The sequence below is a fragment of the Halomonas sp. H10-9-1 genome, from assembly GCF_040147005.1.
GTDB lineage: Bacteria > Pseudomonadota > Gammaproteobacteria > Pseudomonadales > Halomonadaceae > Halomonas.
Genome location: NZ_JAMSHO010000001.1, coordinates 2506588 through 2522913, shown reverse-complemented (window position 1 = coordinate 2522913; position 16326 = coordinate 2506588). Strand labels below are relative to the sequence as shown.

14 protein-coding genes are annotated in these 16326 nt (G+C 65.4%); 9 read left to right on the top strand and 5 right to left on the bottom strand.

Annotated features, from left to right (window positions below; all coding sequences use genetic code 11):
* Positions 1-6: 6 nt before the first annotated feature.
* From NFH66_RS11595 to NFH66_RS17755, 5 genes are all read right to left on the bottom strand, one after another.
* Entirely contained in the window at positions 7-1797 is a 1791-nt protein-coding gene (locus NFH66_RS11595) for an AIPR family protein (protein WP_013721882.1), read from the bottom strand.
* Positions 1797-4142, bottom strand: a complete 2346-nt coding sequence (locus NFH66_RS11590) for a S8 family peptidase (protein ID WP_349610425.1) — start codon at positions 4140-4142, stop codon at positions 1797-1799. Before NFH66_RS11590 ends, NFH66_RS11595 begins: the two co-directional genes overlap by 1 nt.
* A 17-nt stretch (positions 4143-4159) precedes the next feature.
* Complete coding sequence (locus tag NFH66_RS11585) at positions 4160-5146, bottom strand: AAA family ATPase (RefSeq protein WP_003141003.1); 987 nt, start codon at positions 5144-5146, stop codon at positions 4160-4162.
* Between the two features lie 80 nt (positions 5147-5226).
* Positions 5227-8106: an SNF2-related protein gene (locus NFH66_RS11580; RefSeq protein ID WP_013721884.1), complete on the bottom strand. Its 2880-nt coding sequence runs from the start codon at positions 8104-8106 to the stop codon at positions 5227-5229.
* A 58-nt stretch (positions 8107-8164) separates the two neighbouring features.
* Positions 8165-8557 (bottom strand): helix-turn-helix domain-containing protein, encoded by a 393-nt coding sequence (locus NFH66_RS17755; RefSeq protein WP_434799961.1) that lies wholly within the window; start codon positions 8555-8557, stop codon positions 8165-8167.
* 31 nt (positions 8558-8588) lie between these two features.
* On the opposite strand from NFH66_RS17755, the gene NFH66_RS11570 reads away from it, so the two are divergent.
* The 9 genes from NFH66_RS11570 to NFH66_RS11530 are packed head-to-tail and all read left to right on the top strand — an operon-like array spanning position 8589 to position 16321.
* Entirely contained in the window at positions 8589-8954 is a 366-nt protein-coding gene (locus tag NFH66_RS11570; RefSeq protein WP_013721885.1) for an integrative conjugative element protein, RAQPRD family, read from the top strand.
* Complete coding sequence (locus NFH66_RS11565; RefSeq protein ID WP_010792128.1) at positions 8951-9190, top strand: TIGR03758 family integrating conjugative element protein; 240 nt, start codon at positions 8951-8953, stop codon at positions 9188-9190. Before NFH66_RS11570 ends, NFH66_RS11565 begins: the two co-directional genes overlap by 4 nt.
* Before the next feature lie 22 nt (positions 9191-9212).
* Complete coding sequence (locus tag NFH66_RS11560) at positions 9213-9581, top strand: TIGR03745 family integrating conjugative element membrane protein (protein ID WP_003294215.1); 369 nt, start codon at positions 9213-9215, stop codon at positions 9579-9581.
* A gap of 12 nt (positions 9582-9593) precedes the next feature.
* Positions 9594-10004 carry a TIGR03750 family conjugal transfer protein gene (locus NFH66_RS11555; RefSeq protein ID WP_023109301.1) on the top strand — a complete coding sequence of 137 codons (411 nt, stop codon included), beginning with the start codon at positions 9594-9596 and terminating at the stop codon, positions 10002-10004.
* Positions 10001-10693 (top strand): PFL_4703 family integrating conjugative element protein, encoded by a 693-nt coding sequence (locus tag NFH66_RS11550; protein WP_013721889.1) that lies wholly within the window; start codon positions 10001-10003, stop codon positions 10691-10693. The genes NFH66_RS11555 and NFH66_RS11550 overlap by 4 nt, the downstream gene beginning before the upstream one ends.
* A complete protein-coding gene (locus NFH66_RS11545; protein WP_033955504.1) occupies positions 10690-11604 on the top strand; it encodes a TIGR03749 family integrating conjugative element protein in 915 nt (304 codons plus the stop codon). The genes NFH66_RS11550 and NFH66_RS11545 overlap by 4 nt, the downstream gene beginning before the upstream one ends.
* On the top strand, positions 11594-13027 hold the full coding sequence (locus tag NFH66_RS11540) for a TIGR03752 family integrating conjugative element protein (RefSeq protein ID WP_349610424.1): 1434 nt from the start codon (positions 11594-11596) through the stop codon (positions 13025-13027). The genes NFH66_RS11545 and NFH66_RS11540 overlap by 11 nt, the downstream gene beginning before the upstream one ends.
* Positions 13008-13442 carry a TIGR03751 family conjugal transfer lipoprotein gene (locus tag NFH66_RS11535; RefSeq protein WP_016446152.1) on the top strand — a complete coding sequence of 145 codons (435 nt, stop codon included), beginning with the start codon at positions 13008-13010 and terminating at the stop codon, positions 13440-13442. The genes NFH66_RS11540 and NFH66_RS11535 overlap by 20 nt, the downstream gene beginning before the upstream one ends.
* Positions 13442-16321, top strand: coding sequence for a conjugative transfer ATPase (locus NFH66_RS11530; RefSeq protein WP_349610423.1), 2880 nt, complete (start codon positions 13442-13444; stop codon positions 16319-16321). Before NFH66_RS11535 ends, NFH66_RS11530 begins: the two co-directional genes overlap by 1 nt.
* Positions 16322-16326: the final 5 nt, after the last annotated feature.

Below are 16326 nucleotides of genomic sequence, written 5' to 3'. Positions count from 1 at the left end.
TCGCTCTCATAGTTGTGGCGCGCGGTTCGACAAGTAGTCGATCAGGCGCTTGCGCGGATACGCGTCCGCTGCATTCTGAATATTGCGTAGTGGCGCTATGGCCGGATCGGCACCCAGCGCAAAGTGTGCCTCCATCAGGTCGGCCAGGAAGTTCACGACGTTGCCCTGGTTGCGGAAGTAAGCCAGTGGCCCCTCAAGAATGAGTCGTTGTTGGCCAAGGTCGAAAGCCTGCTGCCTGAGCTGATCGAGCGGCTGGCTGATCAGCGCGGGAATCGCTGTCGGGTCGATGACGGCTGCCGTGCCGATGCGGCTGCGCAGGCGCTTCACCATGACCGCCGTGATGACGTGTAAGCCATGACGGTAGATCAGGCGTTCCTGGCTACGCGCCGGGGCCTTCTGTTCGTAGTCCACCACGAGGGTGCGAATCGCGCGGTGGCACAGGACCGCATTGACCAGCGTCACGCCCGGTAGCGCGACGGTGAACAGCGCCTGGTACTCGGCGGAGTCGGGGGTGGCGAGTCGCACCGGTTCGCTCTTGAGCCACACGGCGTAGCGTGGGTCGTTCTGTTGCGAGGCCAGTGCTCGCAGCGCCTCATCGAGCGTGATGGCATTGGTGCCATTTGCCACGGCCTCGGGACGGTAGTGGTAGCCGAAGCCAAGGTGGGCAATCTCTTGCCGCAACCGCTCTTGGTTCTCGTCCAGCGAGGCGAAGTTCGCGGTCTGTACCGGGTTCTGGTGGTTGCGAGCCTTGGTCACGCTCTTCCCAAACTGGCCATCCGCCGATGCCTTGATCAAAGTGAGCATCACCTTGGCGTCATCGATGCTCTTGCCCGGATGCTGGCGCACGAACTCGGCAGCCGACGCAACCGTTTGCGCGCCGTTGATGATGGACAGGCCGCGAACCTTGAACTTCTTGACGCCATTCTTGTTGGCCTTCGGCTCGATCTGGTCGCAGACGGCCGTGACGCCGTTGTTGAGATAGAAGAAGTCCAGCGGGGCGTCATGCAAGGTCGTCTTGATGGCCTTGTTGACATCGGACTTGCTACTGCCGAGGAAGTAGCGGATGTTGCGTTCGTACAGGGCCTTGCCGTGCATCTGGTGTAGGGTCACCAAGTCCGCCAGCCGCGCGACACCGTAGTACGTGGCTCGCGGGCTTTCGACTTTCGCGTGCTTGTGCAACGCGATATCCGTGTGCACGGGTTGGTAGGCTTGTTCCGCCAGCAGATCGCAGACGATCTCGGTTGCCGTGTAATACTCCACCTGCTTGGCCAGCCGCTCTTCGTCGAGGTCTTCGTCATCGAGCAGCGCCTGCAAGGCGTCGCGAGCCGCTTGCGATACACCATCGCCCGTGTAGGGCACGACCAGCTTGATGTGGCTGCACACATCGAGTGCGCCCTCGATGTCGGTCTTCCGATTCTGGACATTCCCGTTGAACGCGGCGAAGTCCTGTTTGAGCAACAGGCGAATGCCCTCGCAGAACGGCAGCGCATCCTCCTGCTTGAACTGCTCGGACTCCTTCAACTTGGTTTGCAGCAGGTACAGAGTCTCCGACGGCGCGTGGTAGTGGATCGCGTCGATGCCCTTGTCGTTGAAATCATCCACGACCGAGGCGGCCGCCACCTGCGGCGTAATGTCGAGCAGTTTGTGGAGGACGAAGGCGCTGAAGGCCCGCGAAAGCTGTTTCGCCGCGTGATCGGCGGGATTGACGTTGCCGAGCAATGGCGGCAGGAACGGCACGAAGCGGGCGGCGAGCACCTGCTTCAAGATGGCCAAGTACTGAGGTTCGAGCGCCGGCATCAGGCCCTCCCGCCAATCCGAGCGCGCGCACGTGCCTGGGCACGCGCTTGCAGCGCTGCTTGCACCTGGGCGTAGAGCTGAGCGTTGGCCTGCTCCCGATCCGCCAGCACCACGGCGACGGCATAGGGCTCGTCCCCATCGCGCCCATCGGACCAAAGGCTGTCTTGCCGGGTCACCACGACGAACACCTTGTGACCGTTGGCCAGCGCCTGTTTGAAGCGCCATCGAGAGACCTGCAACGTGCCGTTCTTGCGGGTGTCGTTGGGTAGCCAGCGGCCGTTGGCGCGTTCGCCCATGCCTTCTTCCCGATTGCGCCGGTAGGCTTGGGTGACCTCATCCAGGCTGCCAGCCGTCACCAGGTGGAACCACAGTTTGGCTCTTCGGTAGTCCAGCCGCGTGGTGCGCACGGCAGGGCTGTAGGCGAGCGCGACGGTCACCTCACGCGTGCGGCGGCCACCGTCCCAGAAGCTGTCTGGTAGAGGTAATTCGAAGAAGTGGTGCTGGTCGTTTCCGACGCGCTCTTCGGCAAGCAGGGTGACGGTGTGATCAAGCGAGCGGAACAGCGCCGCATCGTCCACGCGCCCATACCCGACGAGGCGCAGGAGTTTGTCGCGGCCTTCAGCATTGTTGCCGGGGTTCAACAGCGCTTCGCAGGCTTGCGGCCAGCGGGCATGGGCGCCGATCAGTGCGCGCAGCAGGCTGGGCGAAGCGTCTGGCACTTCGGCCAGTAGCCGCGCGGCTTGGTGGGCGACTTGGGGGGCGGCGTAGCTGGTGCCGATGTCTTCCTTGAACGCCGGCCCCAAGGCAAAGCCGCCGTTGAGCGACACCACTCCCAGACCGGCATGGTCTGTGCCACCTCCAGTGCGCCGCAAGGCGATGTTGCCGGCATGCGCGACCACGTCGGGCTTGATGGCGCCGCTGGCAGAAGGGCCGCTGCGAGTCAATGGAAACGGCTGCTCCGCCCGTGCCAACACGTGGTCTTCAATCGTGTTGGGATGGCGCTGTGCATTGCGTGTGGCCTCATTCAGGCTCAAGCCGCCAACGGTCAGCGCGTTGAGCGATGTGGCGGGGTCCAGCAGGCGGGCGTGGCCTTCGAACAGGTAGTCCGGGTAACTCGCGCGTGTATCGGCTGGCAACTGGGATGACAACAAATTGCCCGCTGGTACTACGAACAGGACCCCCAGCTCACGCGTCAGCCGATCCAGCGTGTAGGCGAGCCCGCGCACATGACGGCCATCGTAGACCTTGTTCAGGTCGCCATAGCTTAGGTTGAAGACCCGGCAGCCGTATTGCGCATGCAGTTCGCGCACGGCTTCCTCGACCGCCTTTTCGACGAACTCGGTTTGGTCTTGTCCGTCGTCTTCGAACACTTTGCCGGAGAACAGGCGAAGCTGCGGGACGAACTGCCCTTGCTGAATAACGCTATGGACATCGCCGTACAACGCAAGCCCGCCGACGAAGGTGCCGTGCCAGTGGGGATCGGTGTCATCCGCACTGCGATGCGGTGCGAGGTAGCCCTGCGCGTCGCCGACCGCTGCGCCGAGCAACGAATGTCCGCGCGTCAAGCCTGAATCCAGCACGGCAATGGACGGAGCATCGTCAGAAGGGGGATCGATCGGAGAAAATTGGTTGATGTCGGTATGAAGCAGTTGTACGGCCACACCCAAGCGGGGCGGCAGGTCGGCAGTGCGCACATCGCGATGGTGCAAGATCTGCTCGGCCTGCGCACCGTTGCAGCGCACACGGACCATGACGAGCGAGGGTTGCTGGATGTCGTCCAGCCGCTCAATGCCTTGTGCATGCAACCAGTCGAGAAAGGCACGCACCATTTGCTGGCGCTTGTCCTGTCGCTCCTGGGGCCATAGTTCGACATCGAGCATGAAGGTTGGCGCGGCTGGAAATCCTTGCTCAAGCAAGGCCGCGCCGGTACGGTCCTGGGGTGTCCAGTGGTCGAAGTCTTCGATGACGTAGAACAGTTCCTTGCGTGTAACAACGCCATCACGTGCAAGGGTGGCCAGGCGGCTCTCGAACTCGCTCAAGCCGTCATCAGTGGCGAATGCCAGCACGATGGATTCATCTTCCTGGCTGACAATCTCCACGCCAGGAATGGCATCGAAGGCGGGCACGCTCTTGTCGCCCGCGCGCAGCCGAATCTTGAGCAGCTTACGGTCGTCGAACCCGCCGACGTCCTCTGCCATCGCACGTTGCCGCGCTTGGTCGAGCCGCCCGGCTAACGCGGCACCATGCGCTCTCGGATCGGCAGGAGGGCGAATTCCCGGATGACGCCTCGGATGGCGCTCCGTTGAGGGCGCTTCTCGCTCCAAGCGCAAGTGTTCATAGGCCATGCCTCCCCCTCCATCCCTTAACTCTTATGACGATACTCACGGGCAAGCGCGGTATCGAGGTGGCTTTTCTCCAGGAACTCCCGGCCGGACAGGATCATTTCCTTGACGGAGCGCCGAAGAACCCGCTCGATGTCGGCGTGCGACATGCCCTTGAACACGGATGCCACCTGGCCATCGTCGGGCTCGAAATTGCGGCGGACACCGGAGAGTTTCAGAGCCAACAAGCGTTTGATCTGCTCCAGATTCGGCATCTCGAAGCGCACAACCTCATCGAAGCGTCGCCAAACCGCCTTGTCCAATAAGGTTTCGTAGTTGGTGGTGGCGATCAGGATGCTCTCGCCTCGATAACCGTCCATCATCTGTAAGACGGCATTTACGGAGCGTTTGAGCTCACCATGATCGGCGCTGTCGCCACGATCCTTGGTCAGGGCGTCGAATTCATCGAACAATGCGACCACGGGATGCGTTGCGACGTAATCGAACACTTTGCGCAAATTGGCGGCCGTCTCTCCCAGAAACGACGAGATGACCGAGTCCAGCCGAACGAGGATGAGCGGCATGGACAGGGAATGCGCGATGACTTCGGCGGCCAGCGTCTTGCCGCAGCCGGGAGGCCCGCAAAACAACAGCTTCTGCGCGGGTTGCAGGCCATAGGATCGAAGCACGTCCGTCCGGTTGTGCTCCATCAGGATTTCATCGAGTGCCGACTGCGAAGCATCCGAGAGAATGATGTCTTTCTCCTCTCGAATCACGGCACGCTCTTCTAGTAGCGCAAGGCCGTTGTCTTTATTTGTCGGCACGCTGGGCAAACTTTGCAGCTTCCGCGCACTCTTCCCGACCGTTGCCTGATCGCCGTAAAGTAAACGCTCAAGGTCATTTGCGAGCAGATGATGGTTCTTCTCGCGCTCCTCTTTGATCACTGCCTCGGACGCCGCGCGAAAGCCCGAAGCATCGCCTTGCGTTCCCGATTTGATGAGTTGCCGCAGTAATTTTCCGCTAGCCATATCTCGCTCTCCTCAATTCTTGGCACGCTTCAACCGCGGCCTGGTCATGCGCAGGTCTAACGGTGCTACTTGATTAGTCATTACACCAGCTCCCACTCGACAGTGAACAGCGTGCGCTCCTCGACCTGCTGTTGGAGTTGCACTTCAAGCTGGCTGATCAAGTCATTGCGCTGCGCTTCGACTTCGTCCTGTCGGGCAAACAGCTCGCGGCGCAGCTTGCTGCGCTTGCCTTCCAGTTCGCGCTGCTTCTTCTGCCATGACAGTTTTTCTTCCAGCGTCGGCGAGGTTGCGGCGGTTCGGCGCACCTCCTTGATCTCGCGGTCGATCTCCTTGATCTCTTGCTCCAGACCCAGCTTCAGGTCGTCCGCCCAGGCATCCAGCTTCTGGACTTCCTGCTCGAAGTAGCCGAGGTTGCGCTCGTTGACGTCGCGCAGGAGCGCGGTCTTGCGGGCTTCCACGTCGGCCAGCAGGGTGGCGTCAGGGGCGTTGAATAGACTGGCCGCCTGCGTGGTCGCGGGCAGGCGCAGCAGTTTTTCCGGGTCTTCTTCCGCGAGCACTACGCCGTCGGTCGTGCCCGCGGCAACCAGCAGATGTTGCTCCTGGTTGCCGAGTGTCTCGACCGAGATCAGCTTCACGGTGAGCCATCCGGCTTTGCCGCGCCAGGCTTCAAGCGTGCTGATCTTTGCACCGTGGGCGTGGTAGTCGAACACAAGACGAGCCCCGTCGAGTGCCCGAGCCTTGGCCTGCTCGATGCCCCATCGCGCCAGCGGATGATTGATGCGGTATAGATGCGCGTCGCCGGAGCGGCGGGGCAATTCGTAGCGCCCCAGCTCGATGCCCGCGAGGCCGCTGTGCTCGATTCCAGTCGGCATGCGGCGAAGATCGAAGCCGTCGTCATCGAACGCGGCGCAATGGACCAGTTCGGCGCGGGTCAAGTCCATCAGCATGCGCTCGAAGCGGTTGCGCGCGTTGCGGCTGTCGTCGGCCCGCATGCGCAGCTTCTCCTGCACCTCTTCATCGAAGTTCTCAAGCAATACCTGGCGCGTCTTGACCATCGCCTCGTTGATCTCGCCGGAGAGGTCGAGCTGGAGTTGCTCGAAGCTGGACTTGATTTCCTCGGGCTCTCGACAGTTCTGATAGATCTCGGCGATACGTCGCTCGAAATCGACACCGGAGCCGATCGCACCCAGCACTTCGTCGCTAGCCCCAAACACGCCCTCGAAGAGCTGGAACTTCTGCGACAGCAGCTCATACACCCGTGCATCGGCCTCATTGCTGCGGTCGACGAAGTTGACCACCACAACGTCGTGCTTCTGACCGTAGCGGTGGCAGCGCCCGATGCGCTGTTCGATGCGCTGCGGGTTCCACGGCAGGTCGTAGTTGATGACGAGCGAGCAGAACTGGAGGTTGATGCCTTCGGCTCCGGCCTCGGTGGCAATCATGACCTTGCCACGCTCCTTGAAGTGCTCGACCAGTGCCGCACGGGTGTCGGCAGTCTTGGAGCCGGTGATGCGGTCGGTGCCTTCGTGGCGCTTCAGCCAGTCCTTGTAGATCGCCTGCGCACGCTGGTCGCTATTGGTGCCGTTGAAGAGCACGATGCCGTCGCCGTATGGCGTGTCAGCCAGCAAGTTGAGGAGGTATTCCTGCGTGCGCTTGGATTCGGTGAATATGATGGCCTTCCTGGACGCACCCAACCGATCCAGTTCGGCGAAGGCGCGATCCAGCGCGGTGAGCAGCGCCTTGCCCTTGGCGTTGTCGCGGATGTTGGTTGCCAGCGTTCTGAAGTGGCGCAGCTCCTCGATCTCCTGCGCGATGGCATCACGCTCGGCGCGGCTCGCTGCCTTTGTTCCCTGCTCCTGGTCTTCCCACTCTTCGGCGGTCTCGTCGAGCGACTCGTAGTCCTCGTCCAGTTCTTCGGCGAGATCGGCAACCACGGGAGTTTCATTCAGCACACCCTGGAGACGCTTGGCCATCGTCTCCAACGCACCCGCAATCGCGTGCGTGCTGGAGGCGAGCAGCTTCCACAGCACGAGCGAAATCAGTTGGCGCTGCCCCTCGGGCAGGGCCTTGAGGTTGGGGCGGCGCAGGTAATCGGCGACGAGCCTGGAAAGTTCCTGCTCTTCGCTCGACGGCGTGAACTCCTCGACGATGGCCTTGCGCGCTGTGTACGACACGTAGGGCTGAACCTGTTTGCGCAGGGTGCGCTTGCAGATGGGGGCCAGCCGGTCACGCAGGCTGCTGAAGGATTGCTCTCTGCCAGTGAATTGCGAGCGGAAGCTATCAAGGTCTCCGAACACCCGGTCATCGATGAAGCTGACCAGCCCATAGAGTTCGAGCAGCGAGTTCTGCAACGGCGTCGCGGTCAGGAGCGCCTTGGAGTGAACGCGCGACAGCGCCTCCTTGAGGGTCTTGGCGATGACGTTGCTGGTTTTGTAGACGTTGCGCAGGCGATGCGCTTCGTCGAGGACGACCAAGTCCCAGTCGATGCCCTTGACATCGTCAGCCTTGGCCTTCGCGAACTGGTAGGAACAGATGATCGGACCGGAGGCGAACAGGAACGGGTTCCGCTGCTCCTGCTTGCGGATCGCGTTGTAGCTTTTGGCTTCGAGGATCAGCCCTTGCAGGCCGAACTTGTCCTGCAGCTCCTGATGCCATTGCTTGCGCAGGTTCGCCGGAACGATGATGAGCACCTTCCGCCGCCGTTCCGCCCAGCGTTGGGAGATGACCAAGCCGGCTTCGATGGTCTTGCCCAGACCAACCTCGTCGGCGAGGATCACGCCGCGTGAGAGGGGGTTGCGGCAAGCGAAGAGCGCGGCCTCGACCTGATGGGGATTCAGATCGACCTGCGAATCGACCAAGGTCGAAGCCAGCGACTCCACCGAGTCGCCTGCTGCACGCCTGGTCAGCAGCCAAGCAAAGTACTGGCTCTGGTGCGGCGTCAGAAGCTGCTGTGTCGTCAACGGCGATCCTCCCCTTGTTCTTCCCCGAGCGTGATTCGGCGGCTGGCATGGTCCGCGCTCACTCGGCCTCCGGCTTCTTCTTGTTGATGCTTTCGGCGATCCACCGATCCAGCTCCGAGCGGCGAAAGCGCCAGGTTCCCCCAAGCTTGAACGCTGGAATCTCTCCTTTCTGGGCAAGGCGATAGACCGTCCGTTTGCCGGCTTTGAGGTAGGCCGCGACTTCCTCCAGCGTGAGGATCTCGCTCTCGACTTCACTCATCTGAAAACCATCTGGTTTGGTCTTTCGTGACTTTGGATTGCCAAGTTTGCTCAATTCTACCAAAGGGTGGTAGGCGCTAGCCAACAAGAAATCCACCAGGCATTGCGCGAATGTCGGCCAGCGCGACCAACAAATCCGGTCATGCCGTAGTTCCCATTCCCTGCGGCGCAAAGCGAGAGCGCGCCACAGCATCTGGCCATCCGCTTCAACGGGGAATGGCACGATGGGACAGACCAACCGCCGCACATCCGCGCGGCCTGCGCTTGCCGTGGTGTTGGCTGTGTCGTTCTCGGCGCTGCAGCCTGCCGCTGCTGCCGACAGCCTCGCCTCGGAGCGTGAGCAGCTCGCCGCGCTCACCCGCCAACTCGACCTGATCGACCGCCTCGCCGAGCACGCCGCCAATACCGCTCCGCAGGAACGCACCCGCTACCACTTCGACTACGCCCGACTGCGTGCCGACCTGAACCGCGTTCGCGCCGGCCTGCAGGACTACCTCGTGCCCCAACGCGCCCAGCCGCGCGATCCCGTCCCGCTGGCCGGCGACTACGTCCGCCGCGACCGCGCCGACGACGAGGAGCCGTCGCCATGACGCCCTCTGCCGATCAGGTCGCCGCCTTCCAGGCCAACGGCGGCTTTGCGCCTTCGGCCGTCTCTGCCGTGGTGCTGGGCTTCGTGTTCGCCGTGTTGCTGCTGTGGGGCGTGTGGGCCATGCGCACCGCCTACGTCGGCTGGGCCGAGCACCGCATCACTGAACGTCAGTTCCTCGCCGTCGTCGTGCGCTTCGTGGCGATGTACCTCGTACTGACCTTCTTCCTCCTCTCCTGACCGTCACGAAAGGCCATACGCCATGAACACTCCAACGACATCCCATCGCATTCCGTCCCGCATCGCCGCTCCGCTGCTGCCGCTGGCGCTCGCGGGCCTGCCGCTGTCGGCCTTCGCGCAGGGCCTGCCGACCATGGAGGACCCTTCGCGCGGCCAGGGCAGCGGCATCCTGCAGACCTTGCAGAACTACGGCTACGACATCGTGCTGCTGATCGCGCTGCTGGTGGTCGCATCGATGTTCGTCGGTGTCTGCTATCACGCCTACACGCGCTACTCGGAGATCCACACCGGCCGCGCCACCTGGGGCCAGTTCGGCCTGACGGTCGCCGTGGGCGCGATCCTGCTGGTGGTCGGCATCTGGCTGCTCACCAAGGCCACCGGCGTGCTGTGAGGGCGGCAAGCGATGGCCGTCCCCTCGGAGACCCCGCAAGACACGCTGGTGAGCTTCCTGCCGCACCGGCTGAATCGCCAGCCGGTGGTCGTGCGCGGGCTGACCGCCGACGAGTTGTGGATCTGCGCCGGCCTGTCGGCCGCAGCCGGATTCGCACTCGGCCTGCCGCTGGCCTGGCTCACGCACAGCATCGCCATGGTGCCGACGCTGATCGTCGCCGGCATCGCGCTGGGCGTCTTCGTCGGCGGTGGTTTTCTGCGCGCACAGAAGCGCGGCCGGCCCGACACCTGGCTCTACCGACAGCTCCAGTGGCGGCTGGCCCTGCGGCACCCGGCGCTGGCAGCGCTCCTGGGCGGGCAGCGCCTCATCACCCGCTCGGGCTACTGGACGACCCGGCGCAACGCCGATCGAGGTGCGCCATGAGCCGTTTCAAGAACGAGGTTGCGCACCTGCAGGCGCACGTGATGACGTTGCGTCTGGGGGCCGGCGCGTTGTTCGTGGTGGCGCTGCTGCTCGGCTTCGGTTGGTGGAGTGCGCCGAAGAGTCTGACCATCCATGTGCCGCCGGACCTGCGCTCGGGCAGCACGCGCAAGTGGTGGGACGTGCCGCCCGAGAGCGTGTATGCCTTCTCGTTCTACATCTGGCAGCAGGTGCAGCGCTGGCCCACGAACGGCGAAGAAGACTATCCGCGCAACCTGCGCGCGCTGTCGGCCTACCTGACGCCGAGCTGCCGGGCCTTCCTGCAGCAGGACTACGAGTACCGGCGCGCCAGTGGCGAGCTGCGTCAGCGCGTGCGCGGCATCTACGAGATTCCCGGCCGCGGCTACGGCGATGATCCGGCCACGCGCGTCAAGGTGGTCTCCGACCGCGACTGGATCGTCACGCTCGACGTGAGCGCGGACGAATACTACGGCTCCGAGCAGGTCAAGCGCGCCCTGGTGCGCTACCCCATCAAGGTCGTCCGGCTGGACATCGACCCCGAGCGCAACCCCTTCGGCCTGGCGCTGGACTGCTACGCCAGCGCACCCCAGCGCATCGAACCGCCGCCGACGCCGACCCAGGCCGGCGTGCCCGCCAACGCCCCCGGCCACCTGCAGGGAGACTCCCCATGAAGCCCGTTGCCTTGTCGGCCCTGGCCGGCGTCCTGCTGATCCTCGGTGTCGTGCCGGCCAGCCAGGCCGTGGAAATCCTGCGCTGGGAGCGGCTGCCCCTGCCGGTGCCGCTGGTGGTCGGCCAGGAGCGCGTGGTCTTCATCGACCGCAATGTGCGCGTCGGCGTACCGGCCAGCGTCGGCGACCATCTGCGCGTGCAGAGTGCGGGCGGCGCGATCTACCTGCGGGCGAGCGAGCCGATTCCGCCCACGCGGCTGCAACTGCAGGACGTGGAATCCGGCGCGCTGATCCTGCTCGACATCGCCGCCGAGCCGGCGAAGGACGGCCAGGCGCCGCTGGAGCCGGTGCGCATCGTGGAAGCGGAGGCCCCCGCGAAGCGCTACGGCGGCGGTGCAGCAAGTGGCGCGGACGAGCAGGCCGATGCGCCCGCAGACAAATCCGTTCCCCGGCGCGAAACGCCGGTATCGGTCGTGCTGACGCGCCATGCCGCGCAGAACTTGTACGCGCCGCTGCGCACCGTCGAGCCGGTCGCCGGCATCGGGCGCGCAAACCTGCGCCGCGGCCTCGCGCTGGACACCTTGCTGCCGACGCTGCCGGTGCAGGCGCGGGCACTGGCCGCGTGGCGCCTGGAAGACCAGTGGGTGACGGCCGTGCGACTCACCAACACCGCCGCGCGTTGGCTCGACCTCGACCCGCGCGCCCTGCAGGGGAACTTCGTGGCGGCGACCTTCCAGCATCCGAACCTGGGTCCGGCCGGCACTCCGTCCGACACCACGGTGCTCTACCTGGTCACGCGCGGCCACGGCCTGGCTGAGTCGCTGCTGCCGGCGCTGAGCCCGATCGACGCCAGCGTGAACCTGCCGCCGGCCGCCGCGGCCGGCTCGACCGGAGGAGCACGCGATGAAGAGTAATCCGCTGCTCAAGTGGCTGCTGATCCCGATGGCGCTGCTGCTGGTGTTCGTCGGCATCAAGCTGTTCTCCGGCGCCCCCGGCGGCCAGCCCGCCCCCAAGGGCGCGGCCAGTGCGCTCACGCCCGAGGAGATGAAAGCCCTGGGCATCGCAGGCGACACGCCGCGCGATACCGTTGCCACGCTGGTGGCCCAAGTGAAGCAGTTGCGCACCGAGCTGCAGAGCGCGCTCGGCGACAACAAGCAGCACAAGGCCGAGAACGAGCGCCTGCGTGCGCGGGAAAGCGCGATCGACCAACGCATCCAGAGCGCGCTGGAAGGCGAACGCAACCGCCTGGAGCAGGAGCGCAATCAGGTGGCCAGCGACAGGCAGCAGACCCAGGGGCTGCTGCAGGATCTGCAGCGGCAACTGGACGGCCTTTCCGGCAAGGGTGGCCCGTCCGACCTGCCCGTCGGGCTGGGGCTGGAAGAGGGTGACGGCCAGCGCTTCGACCGCAGCGTCGGTGGCACGCAGTGGGTCGAGCCCGACGATGCCAAGGTCGACGCCAAGAACGGCAGCAAGGAGCCGAGCTTTCCCCTGAGCTTCGGGTCGGCCCAGAAAAGTCTGTCGGCCGCAGTGGAATCCGTCGCCGACGTCGGCAGCCGCGCGGTGGGTGCCTCCACGAAGGCGGTCTACACCGTGCCGTCGAACTCGACGCTCATGGGGTCGATTGCCATGACGGCGCTGATCGGGCGCGTGCCGATCGATGGAACGGTCAACGACCCGTACCCGTTCAAGGTGCTGATCGGCCCGGATAACCTCACGGCCAACGGCATCGACATCCCCGACGTGGCCGGCGCCGTGGTCAGCGGCACGGCCTCGGGCGACTGGACGCTCTCGTGCGTGCGCGGGCAAATCCGCTCGGTCACGTTCGTGTTCCAGGACGGCACCATCCGCACGGTGCCGGAGGACAGCGGCAAGGGCGGCAGCAGCGGCGGCAACTCGGGTCACAACGGCGCCAGCATCCAAGGCGGCCTGGGCTGGATCAGCGACCCCTACGGCATTCCCTGCGTCAGCGGCGAGCGGCGCAGCAACGCCCAGCAGTACCTGGGCAGTCAGGCGCTCATCACCGCGGCCGGCGCCGGCGCGGCCTCGCTCATCAAGTCCGACAACGGCAGCGTGGCCGTGGTCGCCAACAGCAACGGCTCGCTGGGCACCGTCGGCATCAGCGGCAACGAAGCGATGGGCCGCATCCTCGCGGGCGGCGTGCGCGACATGGCCGATTGGGTCAACAAGCTCTACGGCCAGGCCTTCGCGGCGGTCTACGTGCAGCCCGGCGCCAAGGTGGCCGTGCATCTGGAGCAGCCGCTCGACATCGACTACGACGCCAAGGGGCGTCGGGTCCACCACCGCACCGGAGAAGCCCATGCCTCGGATCTGGATTGACGCGGCCGCCGTGCTGCTGGCGGCCACCCTGCTCGGCGGCTGCGCTACCAGCAAGGAGAAGCTGCTGCCGCACGGCGACAGCACCATGCTCGACATCTGGCATCGGGAGACCGGCGGCAGCGCGGGCGGCGGCCAGGCCGCGCGGCAACTGCTCGATGCGCGCCAGGGCCTGCGCCGGCCGCTGACCGAGGCCGCTGTGCAGGCAACGCCCGGCATGCAGGCGCGCTACACCCGTACCGCGCAGAACGAGATTTACCGCCAGTTCCACCGCCTGCCGAACCCCGACCTGGTGATGTACGTATTCCCGCACCTGGCGGGCACCGACCCGGTGCCGGTGCCCGGCTACAGCACAGTGTTCCCGCTCTACCAGCGCGTGCAGTACGCGATGCCGGGCGAGCGCGTGGAGGACTACTGATGGCCTGGTGGTCACGCAAGCCCGGCGCATCGCCTGCTGACGCCGCGGATGCGACCGATGATGCCTGGGCACGGCACGTAACGGCCTTGGCGGCACAGGGTGTCGCCGAGCCGGGCAGCGCGCTCGGCCGGGGCCGGCGCAGACCGGCCACCCAGGCCGACCACGATGCGCTCTATGGCGTCGCGCCGTCGTTCGCGGACTTGCTGCCCTGGGTCGAGTACCTGCCCGGCAGCAAGTGCATGTTGCTGGAAGACGGCCAGTCGGTGGCGGCCTTCTTCGAACTGGCGCCGGTCGGCACCGAGGGCCGCGAGATGGCCTGGCTATGGCAGGCGCGCGATGCGCTGGAGAACGCCCTGCAGGACTCCTTCGACGAGTTGGACGACAACCCTTGGGTGGTGCAGCTCTACGCCCAGGACGAGGCCGACTGGGACAACTATCTGCGCTCCCTGGCGAACTACCTGCAGCCGCGTGCGCAGGGCAGCGCGTTCAGCGACTTCTACCTGCGCTTCTTCGCCCATCACCTGCGGGCCATCGCCAAGCCGGGTGGCCTGTTCGAGGACACCACGGTGACGCGCCTGCCGTGGCGCGGCCAGGTCCGGCGCGTGCGCATGGTGGTCTACCGCCGCACGTCCGCCGCCCCGGCCTCGCGGCGCGGCCAGTCGCCCGAGCAGGCGCTGACCACGATCTGCGACCGCCTCGTCGGCGGGCTGGCGAATGCCGGCGTGAAGGCCCGGCGTCTCGGCGCGGCGGACATCCACGCCTGGCTGCTGCGCTGGTTCAACCCGAACCCGACCTTGCTCGGCGCCACTGCCGAAGACCGGGAACGCTTCTACGCGCTGACCCGCTACCCGGAAGAGCGGGAGGAGGGCGAGATCGAACTCGCCAGCGGCACCGACTTCGCGCAGCGCCTGTTCTTCGGCCAGCCACGCTCGGACGTGCCGAACGGCCTGTGGTTCTTCGACGGCATGCCGCATCGGGTGATCGTGATGGATCGCCTGCGCACGCCACCCGTGACGGGCCATCTGACGGGCGAGACGCGCAAGGGCGGCGACGCCATGAACGCGCTGTTCGACCAGATGCCCGAGGACACGGTGATGTGCCTGACGCTGGTCGCCACGCCCCAGGACGTGCTGGAGGCACACCTCAACCACCTCGCCAGGAAGGCCGTCGGCGAGACCCTGGCCTCGGAGCAGACCCGGCAGGACGTGCAGCAGGCGCGCGGCCTGATCGGCAGTGCGCACAAGCTCTACCGCGGCGCGCTGGCGTTCTACCTGCGCGGCCGCGACCTGGCCCAGCTCGATGCGCGCGGCCTGCAGCTCGTCAACGTGATGCTCAACGCCGGCCTGCAGCCGGTGCGCGAGGAAGACGAGGTGGCGCCGCTGAACAGCTATCTGCGCTGGCTGCCGTGCGTGTTCGATCCGGCTGCCGACAAGCGCCAGTGGTACACCCAGCTCATGTTCGCGCAACATACGGCGAACCTGGCGCCGGTCTGGGGCCGCAGCCAGGGCACGGGGCATCCGGGCATCACGTTCTTCAACCGCGGCGGCGGGCCGATCACCTTCGATCCGTTGAACCGCCTCGACCGGCAGATGAACGCGCATCTGTTCCTGTTCGGCCCCACGGGTTCGGGCAAGAGCGCGACGCTCAACAACATCCTGAATCAGGTGACGGCGATCTATCGGCCGCGCCTGTTCATCGTCGAGGCGGGCAACAGCTTCGGCCTGTTCGGCGACTTCGCCGCACGGCTGGGTCTCACCGTGCATCGGGTGAAGCTCGCGCCCGGCGCGGGCGTCAGTCTGGCTCCGTTCGCCGACGCCTGGCGCCTGGTCGATACGCCGAGCCAGGTACAGACGCTGGACGCTGATGCGCTCGACGAAGACCAGACCGATGCCGGCATGGCCGTGGAAGGCGATGAGCAGCGTGACGTGCTCGGCGAACTGGAGATCACTGCACGGCTGATGATCACCGGCGGCGAGGACAAGGAAGAAGCGCGCATGACGCGCGCCGACCGCAGCCTGATCCGCCAGTGCATCCTCGATGCGGCCCAGCGCTGCGTAGCGGAGAAGCGCACGGTACTGACCCGCGACGTGCGCGAGGCGCTGCGCGAGCGCGCCCGCGACGCCACGCTGCCTGAGATGCGGCGCGCACGGCTGCTGGAGATGGCCGACGCCATGGACATGTTCTGCCAAGGCGTGGACGGCGAGATGTTCGACCGGTCCGGCACGCCGTGGCCCGAGGCGGACATCACCATCGTGGATCTCGCCACCTTCGCGCGCGAGGGCTACAACGCCCAACTCTCGATTGCCTACATCTCGCTCATCAACACCGTCAACAACATCGCCGAGCGCGACCAGTTCCTGGGCCGCCCGATCATCAACGTGTCGGACGAAGGCCACATCATCACGAAGAACCCGCTGCTCGCGCCCTACGTGGTCAAGATCACCAAGATGTGGCGCAAGCTCGGCGCCTGGTTCTGGCTCGCCACGCAGAACCTGGACGACCTGCCGAAAGCGGCCGAGCCCATGCTCAACATGATCGAGTGGTGGATCTGCCTGTCGATGCCGCCCGATGAAGTCGAGAAGATCGCGCGCTTCCGCGAACTCAACGCTTCGCAGAAGGCGCTGATGCTCTCGGCCCGCAAGGAGGCCGGCAAGTTCAGCGAGGGCGTCATCCTGTCCAAGTCGATGGAAGTGCTGTTCCGCGCCGTGCCGCCCAGCCTCTACCTGGCGATGGCGATGACCGAGCCCGAAGAGAAGGCCGAACGCTTCCAGTTGATGCAGCAGCACGGCATCAGCGAGCTGGACGCCGCCTTCCGCGTGGCCGAGAAGATCGACCGTGCGCGGGGCATCGAACCGCTGGCGCTGGATACGTTGGCCTGACGGGA